Annotated in this window: 17 protein-coding genes; 10 read left to right on the forward strand and 7 right to left on the reverse strand. The window is 71.7% G+C overall.

The features are described 5' to 3' along the window. Positions 1-3: 3 nt before the first annotated feature. Both SM447_RS19450 and SM447_RS19455 read right to left on the reverse strand, forming a co-directional pair. The gene (locus SM447_RS19450) at positions 4-2,526 is read right to left on the reverse strand and encodes a LuxR C-terminal-related transcriptional regulator (RefSeq protein ID WP_474574252.1); all 2,523 of its coding nucleotides are present in this window, start codon (positions 2,524-2,526) and stop codon (positions 4-6) included. Positions 2,527-2,531: 5 nt separating this feature from the next. After that, positions 2,532-3,809: an Hsp70 family protein gene (locus SM447_RS19455; RefSeq protein ID WP_474574253.1), complete on the reverse strand. Its 1,278-nt coding sequence runs from the start codon at positions 3,807-3,809 to the stop codon at positions 2,532-2,534. A gap of 295 nt (positions 3,810-4,104) precedes the next feature. Here SM447_RS19455 and SM447_RS19460 point away from each other — a divergent pair, with 295 nt between their 5' ends. From SM447_RS19460 to SM447_RS19470, 3 genes are all read left to right on the forward strand, one after another. Next, entirely contained in the window at positions 4,105-4,998 is an 894-nt protein-coding gene (locus SM447_RS19460; RefSeq protein WP_474574254.1) for an IniB N-terminal domain-containing protein, read from the forward strand. Positions 4,999-5,094: 96 nt separating this feature from the next. Then, complete coding sequence (locus SM447_RS19465; RefSeq protein WP_474574255.1) at positions 5,095-6,942, forward strand: dynamin family protein; 1,848 nt, start codon at positions 5,095-5,097, stop codon at positions 6,940-6,942. Continuing rightward, positions 6,939-8,396, forward strand: a complete 1,458-nt coding sequence (locus tag SM447_RS19470) for a hypothetical protein (protein ID WP_474574256.1) — start codon at positions 6,939-6,941, stop codon at positions 8,394-8,396. The genes SM447_RS19465 and SM447_RS19470 overlap by 4 nt, the downstream gene beginning before the upstream one ends. Before the next feature lie 11 nt (positions 8,397-8,407). On the opposite strand, the gene SM447_RS19475 is transcribed toward SM447_RS19470, so the two are convergent. Further along, positions 8,408-9,655, reverse strand: a complete 1,248-nt coding sequence (locus SM447_RS19475; protein ID WP_474574257.1) for a YncE family protein — start codon at positions 9,653-9,655, stop codon at positions 8,408-8,410. Positions 9,656-9,727: 72 nt separating this feature from the next. Between SM447_RS19475 and SM447_RS19480 the strand changes: the two genes are divergently transcribed. The 5 genes from SM447_RS19480 (at position 9,728) to SM447_RS19500 (ending at position 14,897) form a co-directional block, all read left to right on the forward strand. Then, a complete protein-coding gene (locus tag SM447_RS19480; protein WP_474574258.1) occupies positions 9,728-10,315 on the forward strand; it encodes an RNA polymerase sigma factor in 588 nt (195 codons plus the stop codon). Next, a complete protein-coding gene (locus SM447_RS19485) occupies positions 10,308-11,042 on the forward strand; it encodes a hypothetical protein (protein WP_474574259.1) in 735 nt (244 codons plus the stop codon). Before SM447_RS19480 ends, SM447_RS19485 begins: the two co-directional genes overlap by 8 nt. A 681-nt stretch (positions 11,043-11,723) precedes the next feature. Next, complete coding sequence (locus tag SM447_RS19490; RefSeq protein WP_474574260.1) at positions 11,724-12,998, forward strand: ABC transporter substrate-binding protein; 1,275 nt, start codon at positions 11,724-11,726, stop codon at positions 12,996-12,998. A 163-nt stretch (positions 12,999-13,161) separates the two neighbouring features. Then, on the forward strand, positions 13,162-14,031 hold the full coding sequence (locus SM447_RS19495; RefSeq protein WP_474574261.1) for a carbohydrate ABC transporter permease: 870 nt from the start codon (positions 13,162-13,164) through the stop codon (positions 14,029-14,031). Beyond that, a complete protein-coding gene (locus SM447_RS19500) occupies positions 14,031-14,897 on the forward strand; it encodes a carbohydrate ABC transporter permease (RefSeq protein WP_474574262.1) in 867 nt (288 codons plus the stop codon). Before SM447_RS19495 ends, SM447_RS19500 begins: the two co-directional genes overlap by 1 nt. 131 nt (positions 14,898-15,028) lie before the next feature. On the opposite strand, the gene SM447_RS19505 is transcribed toward SM447_RS19500, so the two are convergent. Next, positions 15,029-15,568, reverse strand: coding sequence for a DUF3558 domain-containing protein (locus SM447_RS19505; RefSeq protein ID WP_474574263.1), 540 nt, complete (start codon positions 15,566-15,568; stop codon positions 15,029-15,031). A gap of 165 nt (positions 15,569-15,733) precedes the next feature. On the opposite strand from SM447_RS19505, the gene SM447_RS19510 reads away from it, so the two are divergent. Next, on the forward strand, positions 15,734-17,158 hold the full coding sequence (locus SM447_RS19510; RefSeq protein ID WP_474574264.1) for a glycosyl hydrolase family 18 protein: 1,425 nt from the start codon (positions 15,734-15,736) through the stop codon (positions 17,156-17,158). Positions 17,159-17,342: 184 nt separating this feature from the next. Next, a complete protein-coding gene (gene rph / locus SM447_RS19515) occupies positions 17,343-19,967 on the forward strand; it encodes a rifamycin-inactivating phosphotransferase (RefSeq protein ID WP_474574265.1) in 2,625 nt (874 codons plus the stop codon). A gap of 21 nt (positions 19,968-19,988) precedes the next feature. Here the strand turns inward: rph and SM447_RS19520 are convergent, their stop codons facing one another. The 3 genes from SM447_RS19520 to SM447_RS19530 form a co-directional block, all read right to left on the reverse strand. Beyond that, positions 19,989-20,594 (reverse strand): DUF998 domain-containing protein, encoded by a 606-nt coding sequence (locus SM447_RS19520; RefSeq protein WP_474574266.1) that lies wholly within the window; start codon positions 20,592-20,594, stop codon positions 19,989-19,991. A 49-nt stretch (positions 20,595-20,643) separates the two neighbouring features. Next, complete coding sequence (locus SM447_RS19525; protein WP_474574267.1) at positions 20,644-21,381, reverse strand: DinB family protein; 738 nt, start codon at positions 21,379-21,381, stop codon at positions 20,644-20,646. Between the two features lie 254 nt (positions 21,382-21,635). Beyond that, positions 21,636-23,012: a GH1 family beta-glucosidase gene (locus SM447_RS19530; protein WP_474574268.1), complete on the reverse strand. Its 1,377-nt coding sequence runs from the start codon at positions 23,010-23,012 to the stop codon at positions 21,636-21,638.

Raw genomic sequence — 23,012 nt, forward strand, 5'->3', positions numbered from 1 at the left:
CGGTCAGGTCACGGCCCGTCGGGGCCAGGGCTGTCCGTTCGTGGTGTACGACGGGTCAGCCAAGATGGTTCGAAGCAGGGCCAACAGGTCGGTGCGGTTGGCGCAGTCGAGCCGGGAACGCATTCGGGCGACGTGGTGTTCCACGGTCTTGGCCGAGATGAACAGTCGGTCGCCGATCTCCCGGTAGGTGAGACCGGCGACCACCAGCTCGGCCACCTCCCGCTCCCGGTCGCTGAGCCGGTGCGAGACGGTTCCCGCCGCCGGCCTACGGTCCTCGTCGGCGGATCCACTCTGGAGTGTCCGCGCACAGTCCAGCAGCGTAGTCATCGCTCGCCGGTCGGCGGTACGGATGGCCGCCTGCCCGGCCAGTCGGGCACCGTCCCAGCACAGGCCGGTGTCGTGCAGGCCCCGCGCGGCGGCCTCGACCCGGACCGGGTCGACGGTGCCGCGCAGCACCTCCAGCCAGCACTCGGCGGCGGCGGCCACCACGGCGGCGTACCGGCTGTGTCCGGCGGCGGCGACCAGGGCGTGGACGTGTTCGTCGGCGGCGGTCGGGTCCTCGGTGAGGATCGCCGCGTGCAGCCCGCTCCAGTGCAGCGGCGTACGCCACAGGGGCGGATCGTCCAGGCGGCCGAGCAGCTCGTGGGCGGCCCGCAGGTAGGGCTGGAGGCGCCCCAGGTCGCCCAGTCGGGCACCGGCGATGGCCAGCTCGCCCAACGGCAGCAGCGTGAAAAGGTCGACCGGATGGCGGACCACCGCCTCCAGCGCGGGGACCCAGCCGCGCTGCAACGCGCCGAGGTCGCTGGCGCGTCGCGCGATGCCCATGCTCAGCCCGACGGCGAACAGCAGGTCGCGGGGGGCCAACACGCGCCCGTCGGTCGCCTCGGCGAGCTGCCCACTCGCGGCGGCGATCCGACCCCGCGCCATCAGGATCCAGGCCCGCAGCAGGCGGTGTCGAGCGGCCAGCAGGGGCCCGCCGATCCCGCTGGCCAGGGCCCGGTCGAGGACCCGTTCGGCGATGTCCAGCTCACCACAGTGCACGGCGGTCAACGCCGCCAGCGCGGCGGGACTGTCCGGCAGCAGGACCGCGCGCCCGTCGGGTTCCAGCAGGGCGGCCGCCTGCACCAGGGTGGACAGGGCGGTCGACGGTGTGCCGTGGACGCTCTCGCGTACCCCGTCGGCCATCAGTCGCGCGGCGCCGGCCTGCAACGTCGGCGGGCCGTTCCGGTCGGGGTCGGGATGGTCGACGGCCGGCCGGGCGGTGGCGAGCGCGCCCACCGTGGCGAAGGCGTTTGCGCTGGCTCCGCCGGACCACCGGTACAGCTCCACGCTGCGATCGGTCTGCCCGCGATGGGCCAGGGCGGTGGCGGCGACGAGCGCGGCCTCCGACCGGTCGGCCGGCGCGGCGGTGGTGAGCAGGCGATCGGCCAGCCGCAGCGCGAGGTCGAGGTCACCGGCGAGGGCGGCGGCCACGGCCTGCCGACCGCCGGTGGGTCGGCCGGCGGCGGCCGCCGCGGCGAACAACCGCGCCGCCAGCGCCGGTTCGTCGCCGAGGGCCTCCTCCGCCGCCGCCTCCAGGGTGGCCGCCGGGCAGTCACCGGCGACACCGGCGGCCAGCAGCGAGCGGACCAGCGGCAGCACCGGCGCGCCCCGGCTCAGCGCGAGCTCCGTGAGCAGATGCCAGACGGCGGTACGGTCGGTGGCCGGGCTCAGCGCCGTCACCGCCCGTCGGACCAGCGGGGTCGGCCGGTTGTCGGCCCCGAGCAGACCGGCGGCCCGGGCTTCGGCGACGAGGTCGTCGATCTGCGCCGGCTCCCGGTTCAGCAGCGCGCGCAGCGCCTCCACGGGCAGCGGCACCCCGGCGGCCAGGGCGATCAGCAGCCGTCGCACGTCCGAGGAGAGGTTCTCCAGGTCGGGACCGAGTTGCAGGACCACCGGGCGGGGCGGTTCCGTCGGTACGCCGGCGGCGACCTCGTGCTCGCGCAGCCCGTCGACCAGCCACCCCACGTGCCGGGGGACCCCACCGGTCTGGGTGTGCACGAAGTCGACCAGGTCCGGACGCCGGCCCAGGCGGGGGACGGCGGCGAGGTAGGCGGCGGTGCGTGCCCGGGTGAACGGGGTGAGCAGGAGCTGGCGTCCCTCGCGGCGGAGCACGTCGGCCAGTTCGAGCAGCGCCGCCGGCCTGGGCCACGGCCGGTAGCTGATCGCGATGCGGTGCCGACGGGCGGCGACCAACCGCCGCAGCGTCCACAGCCGGGCGTCGTCGAGCAGGTGCGCGTCGTCGACCAGCAGCACCGTCCCGGGGTCGTACGCGACGTCGGTGGGTGGCACCTCGGTGTGGACCGCGACCCCGGCCCGCGCGTACCGGCCGGCCAGTTCCTGGAGGTAGGTGGTACGGCCGTGGCCACCGGGACCGGTCACTCCGAGGGCGAGCGGCGCGGCCGGTTCCGCGGTGACCGCGTCGAGCAGGTCGGTCGGTTCGGCGTCGAGGACCAGCGGACTGTCCGCCACGCCACTCGTGATCATGGCGGTCATCCTTCGTGCCCCCGGCTGCGTACCAGCTTCCGGCGGGATCGTTTCGGAAGTTCAAGGGGCGAGTAGCGGATCGGTGGGCGGGGCGGCGGCTCGTCGCCGGGTGCCGGGTCGTCGGCCGGCCGTACGGGTGGGGTGACGCCGCGGGGCGACGGGCCCACGGTCGCGGATGTTCCGACGGTCGCGGGTGGAGCGGCCGGCAGGGGTGGACCGGCGGGCAGCGGACGTGGGGACAGGATCCGGGTGCCGGCGGCGGCCGCGCCAGCGGCGGCGATGGTCTGCGGGTCGGGCGCGGTCTCGACCGGAAATCCGGCCGTGGCCAGCAGCTCCGTGACCAACGGAACCCGGCTGGCACCGCCGGCCAGCAGCACTCCGTCGAGCTGGCCCGGCGTCAGGTCGGCACCGCGGACGGCCTGCGACAGCAGCTCCACCGTGGTCCGTACCGTCGGTCGGATCAGCTCCTCGAACTCCAGCCTGGTCACCGGCACCCGGACGGAGCCGGTCGGCAACGGCAGCGCCACGTCGGCCTGCGCGCCGACCGTCAGCTCCCGCTTGGCCCGCTCGCACTCGGCCGGCAGCCCGCGCAGGGCGGCCCGCGCACCGGGGCCGGCGGCGGACAGGTCGCGGGCGAGCACGCTCCGCACATGCGCGGCCAGCGCCTCGTCGAAGTCGACGCCGCCGAGCCGGGCGAGCGTGCGGGGGACGCCCAGCGTCTCGTAGCGGTCCCGGGAGTTGCGTCGCACCAGCGCGGTCTCGAAGGTGCCGCCGCCGAGCGCGTACACGGCGGCCACCCCGCCGGCGAAGCCGCGGGCGGCATGGCCCTCCGCCACGGTGACGGTACGCGGCAGCAGGGTCACCTCACCGAGGCCGTACTCCCACAGCGCGCCGTGCAACAGGTCGCGCCGGTACCGCCCCCACGAGGCGGGATGGCTGACCACGATCAGCTCGGCCGGCCCGCCCTGTCCGCCGTGGACCTGGTCGACGACGTGCGCGGCGAGCAACGCGACCAGGGTCTCCGGCCGGTACCGCTCGCCGGCCAGCAGCAACGGCACGTCGTCACCCACCCGGTCAAGGACCCCCCGGGCGGTACGCTCCGCCTCCCCACTCTCACCGAGGGTGAACGTGCCGTCGGTGGACAGCAGCAGGGTCGACGGCAGCGGTCCCGGACCCTGGTGCAGGGCGACCGGCTCGGGGTGGCCCCACTGCCCGTCACGGTGGCGAGCGACCGCGGCGACGGTGCTGGTGTTGCCGATGTCGATCCCGAGCACGTAGGCCATCTGCTTTCTTCCTTGACCGCGTCGGCCGTGAGGGTGGGCCGGACAGGCCCGCCGACGCGGACCACCCCGGGGGACCCCGTGGGCTCCTACGTTCGTACCAGAGATCACTACCGCATCAGGAGCCCCAACTTCGGCGAGAGCCGGTCCCCCACTCCCCCTAACGTACGAGAGCCCCGAGGCCCCTAATCGAGCGGGTCGGATTGCGGGATCGTCCCCGATGACCGGTCCGCGGCACCGCCCGTAGCGTCGTCGGCGATCACCGGTCGTCGACGTTTCGCCGAGGAGAGAACCCCACATGGATCAGACCCTGCACGACTTCGTGCTGAACCTGCTGACCGACGCCGACGCGCGGTCGGCGTTCGACCTCGACCCGGAGGGAGCGCTGCGCGCCGCGGGACTGAGCGACATCACGGCCGCCGACGTCCAGGACGTGGTGCCCCTCGTGGTCGACTACGCCCCGGTGCACGGGCTCGCCCCGGTCGCCCCGGTCACCGGGCAGCTCGGCGTCGACCCGCTGCTCGGCGACGCCACCGACGCGATCAGCCAGTTGCAGAATGTGGCGCAGCAGATCACCGTCAGCAGCTCCTACTCCGGGGTGGACGTCAAGGCCGGCGTGCTCGGCACGATCGCCGTCGACCCGTCCACGATCACCGCTGGCGCGAGTGTCTTCCCGGGTGTCGGCGTCGGCGTGACCCCCACCGGGGTCGGTGTCGACCTGTCCGGCGTGCACGATGTCGCCGACACCCTCGACGCGAACGTCGTGGCCCCGATCGACCGCACCACGGAACCCGCGCTCGGTGACGTCACCGGCGCGGTGGGTGACCCCGTGTCCGTCGTGAACGACACCAATTCCGGGCTGCTCGACACCACGGCCGGCCTGCTTCCCGGCACCACCAGCCAGGTCGGCGACCTGGTCGGTTCGCTCGGTGTCGGCGACACTCTGGGCGGGCTGGGCCTGACCGGCGGCGCGGGCGGCGTGGTGCCGTCGCTGGACGTACCGTCCACTGTGGGAGGTGTAACCGGGCAGGTCGACGGCCTGCTGTCCGGTGTGACCGGCACCGTCACCGGTGGCGCGACGGGGGTGCTGGGCGGTGGCGCCAGCGGTTCGGTGAGCGGGGACACGGCAATCCACGGCGAGGCCTCCACCTCGACCGGCGGGGTGCTGGGCCTCACCGACGGTCTGCTCTGACACCCGCCGGCGGGCGGGGTCGGTGCCGTCGGCACCGGCCCCGCCTTCTTTTCGGCTCTTGATAATTGACCCGAAATCAGCACACTTGGTGCGGTGATGGCGGGAATCTGGCTCGACGCGCTCGACGATATAGCCCGCACGTGCCAGGAACACGGTCGAGGTGACCTTCTCCAGGCCGTCCGGCTCAAGCGCGCCCACCTGCTCGACCCGACGCTGACCGTGCTGGTCGTCGGCGAGCCCAACCAGGGTAAAAGCCAACTGGTCAACGCGATCGTCAACGCGCCGGTCTGCCCGGTCGGCGACGGGCCCACGACAGTGTTGCCGACGGTGCTGCGCCACGCCGAGGTGGCCGCGGCGACGGTGGTGCAGACGCCGACGCCGAGGCCGGGAACGCCGCCCGCCGCCGACCCGCCGGCCGTGCAGCGCACTCCGGTGCCCACCGACCAGATCGCCGCCGGAGTCGCCGGCAGCACCGGTCGGCTACCCGGCGGCGGCCCCGCCTACATCGAGATCGGTCTGCCCCGGGCGTTGCTCGGCGCCGGTGTGGTGCTGGTCGACATGCCCGGCGGAGGCGACGTCACCGCCGGCGGCGCCAGCACCCCGGTCGCGGCCCTGACCCGCGCGGACACCGTCCTGCTGGTCACCGACTCCACCCGGGACCTGTCGGTCAGCGAGCTGAACATGCTGCTGCACCTGACCCGGTCACACTCCAACGTGGCCGTGGTGCAAACCAAGACGGACCTGGTGCCCGACTGGCGGGCCGTGGCCGACCGCAACCGTCGGCACCTGGCCGAGGCTGGTGTGCCGGCACCGCTGGTCCCCGTGTCGGCCGCCCTGCGCCTGCACGCCGCCGCCACCGCCGATCACACGCTGAACGCGGAGTCCGGCTTCCCCGCGCTGATCGCCCTGCTCCAGGGACATCTGGCCGCCAAGCCCGACACCCTGGCCCGCGCCGCGGTGGTGCTGACCGCACGCACCGTGGTGGAACAGCTCGCCGCACCGCTGCGGGCGGAACTGACCGACCAGCGCTCGGCGGAGGAGTCCGCTCCGATGGCCCGGTTGCACGCGGCGCAACGGGAGGTCGACGAACTGCGCCGCTGCGCCACCCGCTGGCAGAACACGTTGACCGACGAGATGGCCGACCTGATCTCCGACATCGAGCACGACCTGCGGGACCGCACCCGACAGATCCTGCGCCTGGTCGACGAGGCGTTCGAGACCGCGGACCCGCTGGTGGCCTGGGACGCCGTCGCGCAGTGGCTGGAGCAGAGCCTGGCCGAGGCGGCCGAGGCGAACCGGCGGTGGCTGGTACAGCGGTGCGACTGGATCGCCCGGCGGGTCGCCGAGTCGTTCGCCCGGTACGGCCACGGGACGCTACCGCCGTGGCCGCTGACGGCCTCGCTCGGGTACGGCACCCCGGTACCGGAGCTGGAACGCCCCACCGTCGACCGGTTCACCGTCGGCCAGAAGGTGTTCACCGGCATGAAGGGCTCCTACGGCGGACTGCTGATGTTCGGCCTGGCGCTGACCCTGGCCGGCATGCCGATGATCAATCCGATCTCGATCGGCGCCGGCGCCCTGTTCGGCGGCAAGAGCATCCGGGACGAGGGAAAACAGCTGCTACGCCGCCGGCAGGCCACGGTCAAGGCGGCGGTGCAGCGGCACGTCGACGACTTCTTCATCCAGATCAGCAAGGACAGCCGAGACGCGGCCCGCCGGGCGCAGCGCGTGCTGCGTGACCACTTCGCCGCGCTGACCGAGGAGTTGCAGACCGGCATCATCGAGTCGCTACGTACCGCCAAACAGGCGGCCGACACCGACGCCGCGGTACGCGAGCGGCGCCACCGCGAGATCCAGCAGCGGATGATGCGGCTGGCCGAACTTTACGAACAGGCGCAGCAGGTCACCGCCGCCCGCCCGGCGCCGTTGGCGCCGCTGGCATGACCGGCGTACGGCTGGACGGGGCGGTACGGGAACTGCTGCACCGGACCCTGCACGCCTACCGGGACCACCCACGGGCCACCGACCTCCTGCGGCACCACCTGGCCCGCTACGAGCAGCCGTTGCGGGTCGCCGTCGTGGGTGGGTGGCGCAGCGGCAAGTCGACCCTGCTCAACGCATTGATGGGCGAGGAGGTGGCCCCGGTCGACGGGAGCGCCTTCACCTGGTACGAGGACGGGCCACAGCCGGACGCCACCGGGTACTCCACCAGCCATCCGCCGCAGCGCCTGGCGGTGCTGCGCTCGGGCACCGGAATGCGGGTCGACCTCACCGGGTGGCGGGCCGGGGAGCTGCGCGACATCGTGGTGCGGTGGCCGGCCCGTTCGTTGCGGCCGATGACCCTGCTCGACGCGCCGGCGGTCGGCACCGCCGACGAGCAGGCACCGGATCCGGTGCTGGAACGGGTGCTGCGGGAGGCCGACGCGCTGCTGTACCTGACCCGCGACGCCCGGGGTACCGATCTGCGGGTGCTGGGGGCGACCCGGGAGGGCCTCGTCGGGCAGGCCGCACCGGTACACACGATCCTGGTGCTGTCCCGGGTGGACGAGTCCGGCGGAGGACGCGTGGATGCACTGCTCAGCGCTCGTCAGCTCGCCCGACGAGCGCTGCGCGACCCACACGTGGACGCGCTGTGCGCCACGGTCGTGCCGTGCAGCGGGCTGCTCGGCCTGGCCGGTCGGGTCCTCGGCGAGGCCGAGTTCGCCGCGCTGGCGGCGCTGGCCCGGGTGCCGCGCCCCGAGCTGGAGCCGTACCTCCTCTCCGCCGAGCGGTTCGCCCGCGGGGAGCCACCCGCCGGCCTGGACGCGGCGACCCGCGCGGCGCTGTTGGACCGGCTCGGCGTGGTCGGGATCCGCCTGGCGATCACCCTCGTACGCACCGGTTGCGACAACCGGGTGGCGCTGGCCGCCGAGCTGGTGCGCCGCAGCGGACTGGGCGAGCTGCGCGATTCGATCAACCGCCTCTTCGTCGACCGTCGGCACGTGCTCAAGGCGCGCTCGGCGCTGGTGGCCGTGGAGGCGCTGCTGCGGGCCGAGCCGGGTCCCGCCACCGCCGACCTGCTCGCCGCGCTGGAACAGCTCCTCGCCGGCGCCCACGAATTCTCCGAGTCGCGGCTGCTGGCGGCGTTGCGCGACGGCCGGCTCGGCTTCGACGCCGACCAAGCGGCCGAGGCGCGGCGGCTGATCGGCGGGGACGGCGACGACCCGGCGGCCCGGCTCGGCATCGGGCCCGACGCGACGCTCGCCTGGCTGTGGGAGGCCGCCGCCGAGGCCCGCTGGCGGTGGCGGGAACGCGCCGAGGACCCCGCGCTGGCGTTGCCCCAGCGGCGCGGCGCGCAGGTCGTGGCCCGCAGCTGCGAGGGCCTGCTCGCCGATCTGGCCGCCGCGCACGCCCGCTGACCGCCTCCGGGTCAGACCGACGGCGCGGGACCGTGCAGGCCGACCAGGCCGGGCACGGCGGCGCGGCCGAGTTCGCCGCCGGTGACCGCGTCCTGCCAGGCCACCGTTGACCGCTGGCCCAGGTAGAGACGTTCGCCGTCCGGGCTGAGCACCATCCCGGTGACCGGCTCGCCCACCGTCCGCTCGGCGGCGAGGGTGAGCTTGGCCAGCTCCACCGTCCGCACGGCGGTGCCGGCACCGAGGAACAACCGCTCACCGGAGGCCGCCGCGTACGCCGGTCCCGCACCGGAGGCGAGCGTGCCGATGCGGCGTACGGTCAGCTCCTCGGTGGAGATCTCGGCGACGGCGCCGGAGCCGACGTCGGCGACGTAGAGCCGCCCGCCGTCCGGGGTGATCGCCATGGCGTGGCCGTCGGCACCGCCCTCCCCGAACGGGTGCGGCAGGTCCACGCAGTACGCCCACCGCTCCTCGAGGTGCAGCGTGTGCACGAAGGCGTGCACGTCGCTGCCCGGTCGGCCGCTGATCCGGTCGCGGGTGTGCTGGTGGTCGGGCTGGTGGGTGTAGAGCGTGTAGAGCACCCTGCGGTTCGGGGCCAGCACCGCCTGTCGCCCGTCGCCGCGCATCTCCTCCTCCGCCCCCTCCGGCACAGGTGCCTTGGCGCGGGTGAGCAGCGGTCCGGCGACACCGTCGGCGAGGTCGACCAGACGCACCCGGTAGCGGTCCGGCGCCGCCGGCGGCAGCCACTCCAGCACGAACAGCCCGGCGAGGTCGTGGGTGAACGCCTCGGGCACGATGTTGCCCGGCAGCCGCAGCCGTTGCCGGACCCCACCCGCGTCGGCGATCAGCACCAGCGTCTCCTCCCGGCCGGCGGGACGCTCCCCGGTGGCGCTGAGCGACTCGGTGGTCAGCGCCAGTCGGGTGCCGTCGGTGGAGACGGTCTGCGGCACCCACCGGCCCGGCAGTCGTACCCGCTCGGAGGCGTCGCCCCGGCCGGCGTCGACGCGCCACAGGGCGGTGTCGGCGCCGTCCGGGGCGGCCGCGTACACCAGCCGCCCGTCGGCGGTCGCCACCCCGGATCCGATCGCCTGGCGGTCGGTGCCGCGCAGCACCGCCAGGCCGTCCTCGACCGCGACGATCAGCGGATCCGGCACCGGGTCGGCGGTGGGTGGGGCGGCCGGTTCGCAGCCGGCCAGGGCGGCGGCACCGGCACCGGCCAGGGCGGTGAGCAGGGTACGTCGCGAGATAGTCGTCTTCGCCATCATGACCCGGTGACACCGCCGGACCGTCCCGGGTTCCATCGACCCGGGAATGGAACCCGGCAGCCGCGAGCGGTGTCAGTAGGGGTGATCCCACCGGAGGTTGCACTGGACGACGAGGAGTTCGTCACCCGCGCGCAGGCAGGTGACCTGGAGGCGTACGAGTCCCTGGTCGCCCGGCACACCGCGGCCGCGTACCGGACCGCGGTGCTGCTCGGCGCGGGCTCCGATGCCGAGGACGTCATCCAGGAGGCGTTCGTGAAGGGGTACCGCAAGCTCGACCGCTATCGCGGCGAGTCGTCGTTCCGTTCCTGGCTGCTGGCCATCGTGGCGAACGAGACACGCAACCTGCACCGTGGCCGGGAACGACGCAACGGGCTGGTGCTGCGTGCGGCGCGGGTGGAGCCGGGGACGGAGATCGTCGAGGATGACGCGGTCGGCGCGGTCCTCGCCGGCGAACGGCGCGCCGCCCTCGTGCGGGCCCTGCGGTCGCTGCCCTCCCGGGACCGGGAGGTGATCGTCTGCCGTTACCTGCTGGACCTCAGCGAGGACGAGACGGTCACCATGCTGGGCTGGCCCCGGGGCACCGTGAAGTCGCGCACCTCGCGGGCGCTGGTCAAACTACGCGGTCTGCTCGCCGTCGAGGAGGTCAGCCGTGGATGACCTCGAGCGGGAGCTGCGCGAACTGTCCGCGTGGCTGGAGACCCCCGAGCCACCGGACGTCACGAACCAGGTCCGCGCCCGACTGGCTGTCGCCCCGCCCGCCCGCCGCGTCGCGCTGCGGCGGCGATGGCGGTACGCGCTCGCGGCGGCGCTGGCCGCGCTGCTGGTGGCGGTGCTTCCGCCCGGCCGGGCGGCGCTCGCCGACGCGGTGGCGGGCCTGCTGCGCTTCGCCGGAGTCACCATCAGCTCCTCCCCCACCCCCACCCCGCCGACCGACTCCCCGTCACCGCTGCCGGCACAGCGACCCGCCGCCCTGGACGAGGCGCGACGGCTGGTGCGCTTCCCGATCCGCGCGCCGGCCGCGCTCGGCCCGCCGGAGCAGATCCTGCTGGCCGACCCGGACGGCACCGGCAGATACCGGGTGGCGACCCTGCTCTACCGTGCCGGCGCGGTGCGCCTGGACGCCTTCGACGGCCGACTCGATCCGGTCTTCTTCAAGCAGGCCGGCGGGTCGGTGGCGCAGTGGACGCAGGTCGGCGGGGCGCAGGCGATCTGGATCGACGCCCCGCACCCGGTCTCCTACGTCGACCGCGACGGGGTCGTCCGCCAGGAGAGCGCTCGACTTGCGGCCGCGACCCTGATCTGGGAGTACGCCGAGGTCACCTACCGCCTGGAGGGCGAGCTGACCATGGTCGAGGCCGAGACGATCGCCGCCACCCTTGAGTAAGGACGCGGCAATGGCTCCGCGGAGCGGCGGACAGGCGTTTCGGCTCAGCCATCGGGCAAGGATGAACGGTCCTTCAGACAACCGATTGTAAGCGTGATCAACCGTGACCTCCGGTTTCCGCCCGAGCCCGCGTCCGCGATGCCGCATCGCCGTCGTGTCCAAGGAGCGGGACGAACCGTCCCGTCAAGGGCCGGCGGCCGACGCGGAGACTTCTACCGGGAGTTTTCCGGGACTGCAGGGTGACCGACGGGTACGGCAGGCACCCCCGCCATCGGCACCGACCCACCTACCGGACGATTCGGGCCAGAAAGCGTCCGGAGGATTGTTAACGCAAACACCTGGTCACGCAGAGCCACCTCGTGCTGGACCGGGGTGGGCTGCCGAAATGCCCGGCTCGCCAGCCTGATCTACGCAGGTGAGCCTGAGCCTTGGAAGTTTCGGAAACGTGTCTTGTTTTTTTCGGATAAGTCTGCGACCGTTTTGGCCGTCGGTGGCCTGGGTCACGCCAAGGTCGACCGTGATGTGACCGAGCGAGCCGGACCAAGCGCCAGTCGACGGGAGACAACCCGGGCGGTGCCACCTCGATGAGGTCCTGGTCGGCAGCTCCGATCGCCGGGGGAGTTTTCAGGTGGGCAGAAATGGTAGAGAGGAAGATCGATGAGGGCGAGAAAACTACTGGCTGTGTCGGTAGCCCTGGCGACGGGCGTCCTGGCAACGGCCGCCTGCGGTGGTGGCGAATCGGGCAACGACAGCGGTGACGGTCCGGTCACGATGACCTTCTGGCACAACGCCAGCACCGGGCCCGGCAAGGCCTTCTGGGAGAAGACCGTCGCCGACTTCGAGGCCGCCAACCAGAACGTGAAGATCCAGATCCAGTCCATCCAGAACGAGGACCTGGACGGCAAGCTCCAGACCGCGCTCAACTCCGGCGACGCCCCCGACGTGTTCATGCAGCGCGGCGGCGGAAAGATGGCCGCGATGGTCAAGGCCGGCCAGCTGATGGACATCACGGACTCGATCACCGAGGACACCAAGAAGGTGATCTCGGAGGGGTCCTTCACGGCCCAGACGATCGAGGGCAAGGTCTACGCGATGCCGGTGGCGGTCCTGCCCGGTGGCTTCTTCTACAGCAAGGACCTCTTCGCCAAGGCGGGCATCACGCAGACGCCCGCCACCCTCGCCGACCTGCAGGACGCCGTGACGAAGCTGAAGGCGGCGAACGTCCAGCCGATCGCACTCGGCGCCAAGGACGCCTGGCCGGCCGCCTTCTACTACTACTTCTTCGCGTTGCGCGAGTGCAGCTCGCAGACCATCACCCAGGCCGGCCAGACGATGAACTTCGACGACCCCTGCTGGCTCAAGGCTGGTCAGCGCGTGCAGGACTTCGCGGCCACGCAACCGTTCAACAACGGCTTCCTGACCACGTCGGCCCAGCAGGGCGCCGGCAGCTCGGCCGGTCTGCTCGCCAACCACAAGGCGGCGATGGAGCTGATGGGCGCCTGGAACCCCGGCGTCATCGGCTCGCTGACCCCGGACGAGAAGCCGCTGCCCGACCTGGACTGGTTCCCCTTCCCCAGCGTCGAGGGCGGCGCGGGTGAGCCGGGCGCGATCCTGGGCGGCGTGGACGGATACTCCTGCTCGGCGCAGGCCCCCAAGAAGGCGTGCGGCGACTTCCTGAACTACATGGCGCGCACCGACGTGCAGAAGGCCTACTACGAGGCATTCAACGCACCGCCGGTGAACAGCGAGGCGCAGGCCGCGGTCGAGGAGCCGCACCTGCAGTCCATCCTCACCGCCTACAACCAGGCGCCGTTCGTCTCGCAGTGGCTCGACACGGTCTACGGACAGAACGTCGGCAACGCCCTGAACACCGCCGTGGTGAACATGCTGGCCGGCAAGGGCGACCCGCAGAGCATCGTGGACGCGGTCAAGAACGCCGCCAAGAGGGCGCAGTAGTTCAACCGCCATGTCTGAAACGCAACACGAGAGCGTACGGCTCGCGCCGGACCCGTCACCGGGTCTGACGACGGTCGGGGGTGACACGCCTGCCGTGTCGCCCCCGGCCGGGCGCCGCCGACGCAGAGGCATCGGCTGGCCGGCCCGGCTGGAGATCGCGCTGATGACGGGACCGACACTGATCGTGTTCCTGTCGTTCGTCATCCTCCCCGTCGCCATGGCCGGGTACTACGGCTTCTTCAGCTGGCAGGGGTACGGCCCACCCACCGAGTTCGTCGGGTTCCGCAACTACCTGCTCATCTTCGAGGACAGCTCCTTCCTCGCCGCCCTGCGGCACAACGGCATTATCGTGGTGCTGTCGCTGCTGCTCCAGGGTCCGGCGGCCGTCCTGCTCGCCCTGCTGCTGAACCGGCAGATGCGGGGGCAGACCCTCATCCGGGTGCTGGTCTTCGTTCCCTACGTGATCTCCGAAGTGGTCGTCGGCACCGGCTTCAGCCTGATGCTGCACGGTGAGGGAGTCGTCAACGCGCTGCTCGCGAAGATCGGGCTGGGCTGGCTGCAGAACGAGTGGCTGTCCGACCCGCAGATCGCGATCTGGACGCTGATGGGCATCCTCACCTGGAAGTACATCGGCTTCGCCGTCATCCTCTTCCTCGCCGGGTTGCAGGGCATCCCGGAGGAGCTGAGGGAGGCGGCGGCGATCGACGGGGCGTCGTACTGGCAGATCCAGCGTCGGATCACGCTGCCGCTGCTCGGGCCGACGATCCGGATCTGGGCCTTCCTGTCGATGATCGGCGCGCTGCAGCTGTTCGACCTGGTCTTCATCATCTGGGGCCAGTACATCGCGGACACCGCCGGCACGTCGACGATGGCCACCTACATGGTCGCCAACGGCCGAACCGCGGGTGAGTACGGCTACGGCAACGCGGTCGCCGTGGTGCTGTTCGTCATCTCGCTCGTCGCTGCCCTGTTCTACCAGCGGTTCGTCCTGCGCCGGGACACCGACGGCGCGATCACCGGAGGGAGAAGCTGATGGCCGTCACTGCGATAGCCGGACGCCGGGCACGCCGAGCCAGTCAGCGGCTGCCGTGGGGAAATCCGTCGGTGTACTTCATCGCGCTGCTGCTGATCGGGACGATGCTGGCCCCGGTCATCTACATCATCCTCGGCGGCTTCCGGACGAACGCGCAGATCACCACCGACCCGGCCGGGTGGCCGAGCCCGTGGCAGATCGAGAACTACCTCGACGTGCTGACCGGTGGGGTCTTCTGGCGCCAGGTGTTCAACTCCACGCTCGTCGCCCTGTTCACCACGGCGGGTGTGGTCACCCTCGGTCTCATGACGAGCTTCATCATCGCGCGCTACCGGTTCCGGGGGCGGGGGGCGATGTTCTCGCTCTTCGCCGCCGGCCTGATGTTCCCGATGACGGTGGCGATCACGCCGCTGTACATCCTGATCAAGAGCCTGGGACTGATGAACACCCTGCCGGGAGTGATCCTCCCGCAGATCGGGTTCGGCATCCCGATGACGATCATCATCCTGGTCCCGTTCGTCCGGGCCATTCCGAACGAGATCCAGGAAGCGGCGTCGATCGACGGCTGCGGCCGGCTCGGCTTCTTCTGGCGGATGGTGCTCCCGCTGGCCATGCCGGGCGTCATCACCGTGGCCATCCTGACCTTCATCCAGAGCTGGAACGGCTACCTGCTGCCGCTGTTCATCCTGAACCGGGAGGAGACCTTCACACTGCCCCTCGGCGTGCAGGCCTTCGCCTCGGAGTACTCGGTCGACACGGCAAAGGTCCTGGCGTTCACCTCCCTGTCGATGCTCCCGGCGCTGGTGTTCTTCAGCCTGTTCCAACGCCGGATCGTCGGTGGCCTGACCGGAGCGGTGAAGGGCTGATCGTCAACGGCGCGCCCGGCCACCCGGTTCGACTCAGGTCGTACCGTGGCAGGCCGGGCGCGACGGTTGCCGGAGCCGGATGCGACGGTTGAAGCGCGCCGGCCCGGCGGGCAAGCTGGGTGCTGCCGGTCCTACACGCGGCCCTGCAGCACCTTGCCCAAGCGCAACGCGACCTCCTTGCGCCGGTCCGGGTCGCTGATGTTGGCCTTGATGCCGCAGAAGTCGCCGCCGCGGCAGGGGAACCACAGTTCGCCATAGAGGTCGCTGTAGCTCGCGCCATCGGCGGAGCCGCTCACGGGCTCGCCGGTCTCGGCCACCGCCTCGTACTGGTCCTGAGGCAGTACCGACGCGTGGATCGCCTCCACGAGGCCGTCCTTCTCGCCCGACGTCGCCGTCCAGACACACCCGCCGAGCTGGAAGTCATGCCTGCCGCCGTCGTGTTGACCGATCACCTCGGCAACCTCGTCGCCGGTGAGACGTTCGCATTCGTCGCCCTTCGGAGCCGCGATGTCGTCGACAGCGCCCTCCCCCGCCCCGTCCGCGGTCCTGGCCGCCCCGGGGCTGTCCCCCGGGTTCGAAGAACCAGAGCCGGCATCGTTTCCGCAGGCCACGACCAAGGCGAGCGCACCGCCCACGATCGCGAGATGTGCCAGCCTTCGGAGGTTCCTCATAGGTCATCCCTTCGACGCGGGGCCGCTTGCCGCCGATGACCCACTTCAACACGACCAGCCGAAACTTGAATCGGTAAAATCCCCCGGCTTTGCCGGGACGCCGGCGAACATTTACTTTTAACAAAGTTAACGATAGCCTCCTCTCCATCGATGAGGAGGCATGCCATGCGACGTCGACCCAGGCCCTCGGCCCTGCTGGCCACCATCGCCCTACTTGCCGCCGCCGCGGCCCTCCCGACCACGAGCAGCCTCGCGGCCACCCCGACCGCCGGCAGTCCGACGGCCCCCTCGACCACCGGCAGCCACGCCGCCGCTCCCGCCCCGGCCGCCGTACCCGCCCTCGCGGCGGCCTGCACCGCCCCGGTGTGGACCGAGGGCAACACCTACCCGGCGGGCAGTCGGGTCACCTACACGGGCCGCACCTACCAGGCGCTGGTGACGCACACCGCGCACGTCGGCGCGGGCTGGAACCCGGCCGCCACGCCGTCGCTCTGGAGCGATCTCGGTTCCTGTGACGGCACCCCGAACCCGACGCCGACCCCGACCCGGACGTCGACGCCGTCACCCACCCCGACGCGGACGCCCACACCGACCCCGACGTCGTCGCCCACCAGCACTCCCCCGCCCGGCCCGGACACCTGCGCGTTGAGGCCGAAGCCGGCCGGCAAGGTCCTCCAGGGCTACTGGGAGAACTGGGACGGCGCGGCGAACGGCGTGCATCCGCCGTTGGGCTGGATCCCGATCACCGACTCCCGCATCCCCGCCCACGGCTACAACGTCGTCAACACCGCTTTCCCGGTGATCCGCTCCGACGGCACGGTGCTCTGGCAGGACGGCATGGACGCGACGGTCAAGGTGCCCACCCCCGCCGAGATGTGTCGGGCCAAGGCGTCCGGACTGACGATCCTGATGTCGATCGGCGGGGCCACCGCCGGTATCGACCTCAGCTCGACCGCGGTCGCCGACCGGTTCGTCGCCACCATCGTGCCGATCCTCAAGCGGTACAACTTCGACGGCATCGACATCGACATCGAGACCGGCCTCACCGGCAGCGGCAACATCAACCAGCTCTCCACCAGCCAGGCCAACCTGATCCGCATCATCGACGGGGTCCTCGCCCAGATGCCCGCCGGGTTCGGGCTCACCATGGCACCGGAGACGGCGTACGTCACCGGCGGCAGCGTCGTCTACGGCTCGATCTGGGGCTCCTACCTGCCGATCATCAAGAGGTACGCCGACAACGGTCGGCTCTGGTGGCTGAACATGCAGTACTACAACGGCAGCATGTACGGCTGCTCCGGCGACTCGTACCCGGCCGGCACCGTGCAGGGCTTCGTCGCCCAGACCGACTGCCTGAACGCCGGGCTGGTCGTGCAGGGCACCACCATCCGCGTCCCGTACGACAAGCAGGTTCCCGGCCTGCCGGCCCAGGTCGGTGCCGGTGGCGGCCATCTGGCGCCCGCGGCCGTGGCACAGGCGTGGAACACCTACCGGGGCGGCCTCAAGGGGCTGATGACCTGGTCGATCAACTGGGACGGTTCGAAGGGCTGGACCTTCGGCGACAACGTCAAGGCGCTCCAGGGCCGCTGACCCGTCCACGAACCGTACGGCCGCGGGCGCGGCGGACGAAAGGAGGGCCAAAAAGGAAAGGCAGGAAGATGCAACTCCCTGCCACTCCTAACGTATATCCCACCCGGGGGCTTGTGGCAAGACCCCGGTCCTGCCGCAGAATCGTCGGCCGGACTCGGTACCGACGAAGGGGTGGGGACACGACGTGCAGACGTTGTCGACGGACGAGATCACCGAGCGGTACGTGCTGGGCCTGCACGAGATCGACCAGACGCAGGTCGGGTTGGTGGGCGGCAAGGGCGCGCAGTTGGGGGCGCTGTCGCGCGTCGACGGCGTCCGCGTACCGGGCGGCTTCTGTGTGACCACGGGGGCGTTCGAGCGGATCATGGGGGAAGTGCCGTCGGTGGGCGATCGTCTCGATCGGCTGTCCCGGCTGAACCCGGCCGACCGGGAGGCCATCTCCGCGCTCAGCGCGGAGCTCCGGCGCACCATCGAAGGGCTCACCGTTCCGGATGATCTCGCGGCGGCGATCGTCGACGCGGTCGTGCGGTTCGACGGGCGGGCCGCCTACGCCGTCCGATCCAGCGCGACCGCCGAGGACCTGCCGACGGCCTCGTTCGCCGGCCAGCACGACACGTACCTCAACGTCGTGGGCCCGACCGCGGTCCTCCAGCACGTCATCCGGTGCTGGGCGTCGCTGTTCAGCGAGCGGGCCGTGACCTACCGCCAACGCAACGACATCGATCACCGTACGGTCCAGATGGCCGTGGTCGTCCAGCAGATGGTGCCTGCGGACGCGGCCGGCGTCCTCTTCACGGCCGACCCCGTCACCGGCAACCGGAAGGTGGCCCGCGTGGAGGCCGGCTTCGGTCTCGGGGAAGCCCTCGTATCCGGGCTGGTGAACCCGGACGTGTTCACGGTGCGCGACGGTGAGATCGTCGCCAGAGCCGTCGCCACGAAGCAGCGGGCCGTCCACGCCCGACCGGAAGGCGGGACGCGGGAACAGGCGGTCGCGGCGGCGCGCCAGGAGCAGCCGGCGCTGACCGATCCGCAGGTCGTGCGGCTCGCGCAGCTCGGCCAGCGGATCCAGGCGCACTTCGGCTGCCCGCAGGACATCGAATGGTGCCTGGTCGATGACACCGTCCAGGTCGTGCAGAGCCGGCCGATCACCACGCTGTTCCCGGTGCCGGCGGCGAGCGACCGGGAGAACCACGTCTACGTCTCGGTCGGTCATCAGCAGATGATGACCGACGCCATGAAACCGCTGGGACTGTCGATGTGGCAGCTGACGGCCATGGCACCGATGCACGAGGCTGGCGGGAGGCTGTTCGTCGACGTCACCCGGCGCCTGGCCGCACCCGCGAGCCGCGCCAGCCTCCTGGACGTCATGGGTACGGGTGATCCGCTGGTCAGGGACGCGCTGGAGACCGTCCTCGAGCGAGGCGACTTCGTCCCGACGCTTCCGGACGCAGGTCCGGACCAGGTGCCGGCCGGCGGCGCGACCGCCCCGATCGAGACTGATCCGGCCATCGTCACCGGGCTGATCGAGCGCAGCCAGGCATCCGTCGCCGCCCTGCGCCGCGACATCGCGACGTTGCAAGGGCCGGCGCTCTTCGACTTCCTGTTGAATGCCTTCGAGGAACACAAACGAGTCCTCGGTGACCCGCTGAGCATGCAGGCGATCATGGCGGGGATGGCGGCCACCTGGTGGCTGAACGACAAGCTGCACGACTGGCTTGGCGAGCAGAACGCGGCCGACACGCTCACGCTCTCCGCCCCCGGCAACGTGACGTCGGAGATGGGGCTGGCGCTGCTCGACGTCGCGGACGTGATCCGCCCGCATCCGGAGGTGGTGGCGTTCCTGCGCAGCGTCCGGGACGACCGCTTCCTGGACGAGTTGCCGAAGGTCGCGGGCGGAGCCGAGGCGCGCGAGGCCATCGAGACCTATCTCGACCGGTACGGCATGCGCTGCGTCGGCGAGATCGACATCACGAGGCCACGGTGGGGCGAGCGTCCCACCGCTCTCCTTCCCGCGCTCCTCGACAACGTCAGCAACTTCGAGCCGGGTGCGGCAGGACGGCTGCACGAGCACGGGCGGCAGGTGGCGGAGAAGAAGAAGCAGGAGGTGCTGTCCCGCCTGCGGGCGCTGCCGGACGGGGAGCGCAGAGCCGCCGAGGCCGAGCGGATGATCGACCGGGTCCGGACCTTCATCGGCTACCGGGAGTACCCGAAGTACGACATCATCTGCCGCTACTTCGCCTACAAGCAGGCCCTGCTGGGAGAGGCCGAGCGCCTGGTGCGGGCGCACGTGATCCGCGATCAGGAGGACGTCTTCTTCCTCACCTTCCAGGAGTTCCACGACGTGGTGCGTACGAGCCGGGTCGACGACCGGCTCATCCGGCAACGCAGAGACGCCTTCCGGTCGTATCAGGCCCTCCGGCCACCCCGCGTGCTCACCTCGGACGGTGAGGCCATCGTCGGCGCGTACCGACGCGACGACGTGCCGCCGGGCGCCCTGGTCGGCCTGCCGGTCTCCACCGGGACCGTGGAAGGGCGGGCCCGGGTCATCCTGGATCTGGCCCAGGCCGATCTCGAACCGGGCGACATCCTCGTCACGGCCCACACCGACCCCAGTTGGACGCCGCTCTTCGTAACCGTCGCCGGCCTGGTGACGGAGGTCGGCGGACTGATGACACACGGGGCGGTGATCGCCCGCGAGTACGGCCTGCCGGCCGTCCTCGGTGTCGCGGACGCCACCCGGCTGATCCCCGACGGGGCGAGGATCCGCGTGCACGCCACCGGCGGGTACGTGGAGGTCCTGCCCCGATAGCGCGCACGAGCACCGCGCCCGCTACCCGCTCAGGCCGAGCGCCTGCGCGGTGAAGAGGGCGGCGAGCCAACCCCATCCTGGGATGACCACGGCGCGCTGGATCAGGCCGAGGCGCGGTGACGCCTGTTCCCACGCTCTGCCGAACCAGCTGAGCCCGACGAACAGCGCGACGGCGAGACCGGCCGAGATGATCCGCCACCACGTCCCGGGCAGCGTGAACGCCCCGATCGCCGCGGCGAGGGGCAGGGACAGGAAGACGACGGCACCAGCGAGGTCGTGGAGTCGGTGCTGGACGCTGTGCTCGTCGGGTATCCCGGCCGGAGCGCCCGGCGGATATCCGAGCATCGGGTCCATCCGGAACAACCCGGATGCGACGAGGCCGAGCCCGAAGACCGTCAGGACCACACCGAGCAGGGTGCTCGGCCCCTCGACGACCACCCCGACCGCCCCTACCGTGATCGCGGAGCCGGAGACGACGAAGTTCGCCGTCTGGATCCAGCCTCGTCGGCCGAGCGCCAAGGCGCTGATCGGAAGGCGCGCCGACACGTAGTCCGGACGGCGCCAGCCGTCGATGAGGAACACCAGCACGAACAGCACGGCACCGGCGGTGCCCGTCCACCAGGTCACGCGGTTCTTCCCGCCTCTCTGCCTACTCGGGCGGGCTCAGTACATCGCGTCAGCCGTTGGCCCGCCCAGTGCCGATCGTCATGAGGTCACGCAGGGCGAAGCGGAGATGCTCCCACTCCTCGTCGAAGATCACGTGAAGGCAGTCCAGGACCGACGCTTCATGTTGGGGTGACCACGGGTTCTGTCGAGGCTCGGCGAGTTGCTCCGGCGTGGCGGCCGCGAGGAAGTCACGCACCATGGCCTGCCGCTCGGCACGCAGGTCGAGCACCTCGGCAAGACTTGGCGGCTCCGTTGCGAAGATCGACATGTCGAAGCCGTCCGTCTCGTACTCGGCATGTGGCTGCCCGAGCGGATGGAAGGGCTGGGGCAGGCGCAGGATCGCCTTGCCGAGCCACGCGTCGGTGGCGAACGCGAGGTGGCGCAGGGTCTGTGCGAAGGACCACTCGCCATCGACCGAGGCGTCGACGGCACCGGCCGGCATGGAGGTCGCGCGGTCCACCGCGCCCGCCCAGGCCCGTTCGAGCGCCGCCCACGCCGCCCGCAGTCCCTCCGGGTCCTCGGCCTGCCTCAGCTCCCGCCCCGGGAATCGCCGGTTGAGTTCGGCCTCGACCAACGGCACGATGTCGACCCCGTTGACCAGCAGTGCCCCGTCCGTCAACCAGGGTGCGTCGATATCGAGCCCTCGTACGTCGACGCCGCGCATCACCGCCCCGGCCAACGTCGACCTGTTGAACCGTGCCCCCGCTAGGTTCCTGTCGACGAACTCGACGACCTGGTCCTGGACCATGCGGACCCCTCCTGTCAACGAACCGGCGGCGATGGTAGCGCGCAGGTGTGACGTCGACGCTCCGGAAGCTGACCTCAGCGGGCACTCTTCGCCGTGGTTCGCGCAGAGTTCAGCGACTGACGGGACCGATCCGTCGTGGTGAGGTGCTGGCGGTTCCGGCCCGCGTCGACATGATGACGAGGGTCCGAGGCGGGTCGGTGCCCCGGGTGCCGCCCGGCGCGGCACCCGGGGCGTCCCGGGCCCCGTCGGCCCGCCTATCCGCGCGCCGCGACGGTGTCCGCCGGCGCGGCGCGCCGCTGGTGGGTGCGGATCAGCTCGGCGTAGCGGTGACCGCTTGCCTTCACCGTCCGACGTTGGGTGGCGTAGTCGACGTGCACCAGACCGAAACGCTTGTCGTAGCCGTACGCCCATTCGAAGTTGTCCAGCAGCGACCAGGCGAAATAGCCGGCCAGCGGCACGCCCCGGCCGACCGCCGCCGCGCAGGCGGCCAGATGCCGCTCCAGGTGCTCGGTGCGCTCGGTGTCGTCGACGGCGCCGGCCGCGGTGACCTCGTCCGGCCAGGCCGAGCCGCTCTCGGTGACCAGGATCCGAGCCGGGGGGTACGCCTGGCTCACCTCGACCAGGAGCCGTTCCAGGCCGTCGGGGTGAACCTCCCAGTCCATCGCGGTGTGTGCCGCACCGGGCACCCGGACCTGCCGGGCGTACGGTGCGGGGCCTTCCGGGTCGTCGGCCACCACCTGCCGGAAGTAGTAGTTGACGCCGAGGAAGTCGGCCGGTGCGGCGATCACCGTCAGGTCGTCACCGCGTACCGGCGGCTCGACACCGTAGGTGGTGATCATGTCACCCGGGTAGCCGCGACCGTGCAACGGATCCAGCCACCAGCGGTTGACGTGTCCGTCCATCCGCCGGGCGGCGGCGACGTCGGCGGGGCGGTCGCTGGCCGCGTCGATCGGGCTGAGGTTGAGCACCGGGCCGATCGACGCCGGCCGGGACGCGTGGGCACGGATCGCGGCGGTGGCCAGCCCGTGACCGAGCAGCACGTGGTGGGCGGCGGAGACGGCACGGGTCAGGTCCCGCTCACCCGGAGCCATCCGACCTTCGAGGTGGCCGATCCACGCGATGCAGAGCGGCTCGTTGACGGTGCACCAGTCGGTCACCCGGTCGCCGAGGCGGGCCGCGACCACGGCGGCGTACTCGGCGAACGCCTCCGCGGTCTCCCGGCGTGGCCAGCCGCCCCGGTCCTGCAACGCCTGCGGCAGGTCCCAGTGGTAGAGGGTGACGTACGGCCGGATGCCGGCGGTGAGCAGGGCGTCCACCATGCGGTCGTAGAAGTCCAGGCCGGCCGGGTTGACCCGGCCGACACCGTCGGGCCGGACCCGGGGCCAGGCCACCGAGAAGCGGTACGCCCCGACGCCGAGGTCCCGCATCAGCGCCACGTCCTGTGGCCACCGGCGGTAGTGGTCGCAGGCCACCTCTCCGGTGTCGCCGTTGTCGATGGCGCCCGGCCGGGTGCAGAAGGTGTCCCAGATGGAGGGCGCCCGGCCGTCGACGGCGACGGCGCCCTCGATCTGGTAGGCCGAGGTGGCGACACCCCAGAGGAAGTCGGACGGCAGCGTGGACAGCTCCGGCAC

The sequence above is a fragment of the Micromonospora aridisoli genome (genome assembly GCF_056150025.1).